At 44.5% G+C, this 3,475-nt stretch carries 3 protein-coding genes; 2 read left to right on the top strand and 1 reads right to left on the bottom strand.

Going from position 1 to position 3,475, the window contains the following annotated elements; translation table 11 throughout:
• Positions 1 to 134 precede the first annotated feature (134 nt).
• A complete protein-coding gene (locus ACE1CM_RS47085; protein ID WP_374886539.1) occupies positions 135 to 548 on the top strand; it encodes a DUF6691 family protein in 414 nt (137 codons plus the stop codon).
• 34 nt (positions 549 to 582) lie between these two features.
• The gene (locus ACE1CM_RS47080; RefSeq protein WP_374886538.1) at positions 583 to 2,355 is read left to right on the top strand and encodes a SulP family inorganic anion transporter; all 1,773 of its coding nucleotides are present in this window, start codon (positions 583 to 585) and stop codon (positions 2,353 to 2,355) included.
• A gap of 136 nt (positions 2,356 to 2,491) precedes the next feature.
• On the opposite strand, the gene ACE1CM_RS47075 is transcribed toward ACE1CM_RS47080, so the two are convergent.
• Positions 2,492 to 3,001, bottom strand: coding sequence for a DUF2202 domain-containing protein (locus ACE1CM_RS47075; protein WP_374886537.1), 510 nt, complete (start codon positions 2,999 to 3,001; stop codon positions 2,492 to 2,494).
• Between the last annotated feature and the right edge of the window lie 474 nt (positions 3,002 to 3,475).

The following is a 3,475-nucleotide window of genomic DNA, read 5'->3' as shown; positions in this document are numbered from 1 at the left end:
TGGGAGTTTCACCCGCCTTTAAAGGTCAAAGTGTCTGTGTTAATTATGGCATGTCCTAGGCATTTAAAAATGCCGCGTCGATGTTCCTCCACCACTTAAAAGATGGTGGTTTCCCATCTCCCGTAAGGTTTTAGATGAAAGAGAATTGGATCGCTTTATTAGCAGGATTGCTATTTGGTTTAGGATTAGGGGTTTCGCAGATGATCGACCGCGATCGCGTCCTGGGTTTCCTCGATGTTACCGGAGTTTGGGACCCAACCTTATTATTTGTGTTGGGTTTCGCCGTCGGAGTGACGGTAATTGCCTTCCGGTTTGTGCTGCGCCGTCCCCATCCAATATGGGCAGACAAGTTTTATTTACCCACTAAAACAGATATCGATCGACCTCTAGTTATTGGGGCGGCGATCTTCGGCGTGGGTTGGGGAATTTCCGGATACTGCCCTGGTCCAGGTATTACTGCCTTGGTTTTAGGCATGTGGAATCCAGTCTTATTTGTGCTGGCGTTGATTGCAGGTTCGCTGACATATAAGAGTTTATCTCAAAGGTGATTTGGAGAAGTTTTTAAGAGTTTGAGCTACTGAAATGTTGGATAACAAGACAGACGCCTTGCGATCGCACGACCAAACTTGGTTAGCTTGTTGGAGCCGCTTTTTTCCGATTCTCGATTGGGGTTTGCATTACCAAAGGGAGTATTTGGCAGGCGATCTAACTGCCGGGATTGTAGTTGGTACTCTCCTAATTCCTCAAGCAATGGCCTATGCTTTATTAGCAGGTTTACCCCCCGAAATCGGACTATATGCCAGTATTTTACCCCCAATCGTTTATGCCTTTCTCGGCACTAGCCGTTTGATTTCGGTTGCCCCGGTAGCATTAGATTCATTGATGGTGGGTGCAGCAGTTGCTCCCCTTGCTGCGGAAAACACCCCGCAATATTTGGGATTGGCATTGTTGCTGGCACTGATGATCGGTGCGATCGATATTCTGATGGGTATCTTTCGCTTGGGGTTGCTGGTTAATTTTCTCAGTGAAGCAGTCATTTCTGGGTTTATTAGTGCAGCGGCGATTGTCATCGGTTTTAGTCAGGTGAAACATCTACTAGGACTGAAAATTCCTCAGACAGAATCGTTTATCCAGTTGCTGGTTTATCTAGTACAAGGAATAAATGCGATTAACTGGGTGACGGTTTTGTTGGGTTCTGTCAGCATTCTAATATTGGTTTATTTCCCCAAAATAGTGGGCAAACAACTCAATAAATGGGGGTTTCATGAGTTAGCCATTATGCCGCTGACTAAAAGTGCGCCACTCCTCCTAGTCATTGGCAGTTCGCTCCTAGTTTGGCTGTTGCACCTGGAGCGAGTTTCTGGGGTAAAAGTTGTTGGCGATATCCCTAAAGGTTTACCTTCCCTCACATTTCCCGTTCTGGATGGGAATACAATTTCGGCGCTGCTTCCTGCTGCGTTTGCGATTAGCTTTGTCGGTTTTATGGAAGCCTTTTCAGTCGGTAAGTTTTTAGCCAGTAAACGACGGCAAAAGGTCGATCCAAACCAGGAATTCATTGCTTTGGGAGCGGCGAATCTGAGTGCAGCTTTGACCGGAGGATATCCGGTTACCGGAGGTCTGAGTCGATCGAGCGTGAACTTTTCTGCTAATGCTAATACCCCTTTAGCTTCGATCGTTGCGGCATCAATAATTGCACTCGTCGTAATGTTTCTCACGCCGTTGTTTTACTTTTTACCCCAAGCTTGTCTAGCGGCGATTATTGCGATCGCAGTGTCTAATCTCCTAGATTTTGGAACGCTGCAACGCTTGTGGGCGTACAATCGAGGCGATGCGATCGCTTGGATGGCAGCATTTTTTCCAGTCCTCCTAACCAGCGTCGAGAAAGGCATTTTAATAGGTGCTGCCGTGTCAATTTTATTACACCTGTGGCGCACGAGCAAACCGCACATCGCCGTTGTGGGTAGAGTGGGAGAAACCGAGCATTTTCGCAATGTCCTGCGCCACAATGTTAAAACTTGTCCTCACGTTTTGGCTGTCCGCGTTGATGCCAGCCTCTACTTTGTCAATACTAAATATCTGGAAGAATACTTACTCCAAGCAGTCACCGAGCGTCCAGAGGTAAAATATTTAGTATTGGTCTGTAGTGCGGTTAATTCAATTGATGGCAGTGCTTTGGAAACAATCAAAAATTTGATTGTTGACTTAAAGACTAGGGGGATTCAATTCTATATGTCTGAAGTCAAAGGCCCGGTGATGGATAACCTGTTAAAAATTGGCTTTGTAGAGCAATTAGGAAAAGACCATATTTTCCTAACTACTGACCAAGCAATGCGTTTCTTGGAATGTGGAAGTTAATTTTTTGGCTAATTAATTAGGACTTACGCACGTTGAGGCCATCACCTTTGTTTCTTCGTAGATATTCAGTTTCTCAAGCAACTATTTTTCAGAGAAACCCGGTTTCTTTGCGTAAGTCCTGTTAATGCTAATTGCGTTAATTAGCACAACGTTGAAAAGCTCGTAAATGGTTATTTTGGGAAACTTGCCGGAGTTGAATAAAAGCAGATCTCAAGTCAGGCTCCTGGATAAAAGTGAGAAAATCATCGTACATTTTGACGTTAGCAATTTCTGCTTCCACTCCCATGCGGCAGGCAGCTGGCAAAGTCTCAGGAGCTTGAATTTTTCCGGCAAAAGTATCTTCTGGAATTGGTAAACCGTATTTATTAAATAGAGAATTCCAAAGTTGAACGTGCCGATCTTCAGAGCCAACGATGTTGCTAAAAGGACGCACCTCCCCAAACTTCTCGATTACAGCCGTATAAAATGCTCTGGCGCGATATTCGTCGTTAATGGCTTCGATCATTGCCTGTTTTGTTCTGGCATCTAGCGTGGTGTTGGTAACTGCATTTGCATTGGTAGCGATCGCCACACCACACAAGCCTGCTGCACCCCAACGATAGAAGCGAGATGTTTGGCCTTTTCGACCGCGATTTCGGCAATTCATAACTTTTCCCTCAAAGACAAATCCAGCTAGCGATCGCCAGCTTATTTTTCTTCATCTTACTATATTACCATAAAGTTATGGTGCAAAAAGTTTGACTCCCATCTCGCCTTTTTAAGCGGGGTTGGGGCTTCTGGCTAGCTGGCTAAAACAAAAAACTATTTTCCAGTTTCCTGGCGTTATTTAACTAAATCGTTATACTATAATATAAAAAAGATAATCAGGGCTGACGCAGATCGCCTTTGTTTCTATGAAAAATCGTCGAAGAGAAACTAGAGATCTACGAAGAAACAAAGGTGATGGCGTCGTCGTGCGTAAGTCCGGATAAATTTACTTTCCAGATGGAAACTCTCTCCCTCGGTTGTGCAAGACTTTGAGCGTTTCCTTGGCAGAAGAAATTTGTTCGCTCTCAAAAGAAGAAATCATCCAGCGTAATTTTCACTGAAAGAAAGCGCCAAAATCAGAAATTAAGGAGAA

This window comes from Microseira sp. BLCC-F43, assembly GCF_041929235.1.
Lineage (GTDB): Bacteria > Cyanobacteriota > Cyanobacteriia > Cyanobacteriales > Aerosakkonemataceae > Microseira.
The sequence above is the reverse complement of the archived record's forward strand: the minus strand, read 5'-3'. Positions and strand labels throughout refer to the sequence as shown.

Excerpts from the sequence above, each read along its gene's own strand:
- ACE1CM_RS47085 (WP_374886539.1), top strand. The coding sequence starts at position 135 with ATGAAAGAGAATTGGATCGCTTTATTAGCAGGATTGCTATTTGGTTTA.
- ACE1CM_RS47080 (WP_374886538.1), top strand. The coding sequence starts at position 583 with ATGTTGGATAACAAGACAGACGCCTTGCGATCGCACGACCAAACTTGG.
- ACE1CM_RS47075 (WP_374886537.1), bottom strand. The coding sequence starts at position 3,001 with ATGAATTGCCGAAATCGCGGTCGAAAAGGCCAAACATCTCGCTTCTAT.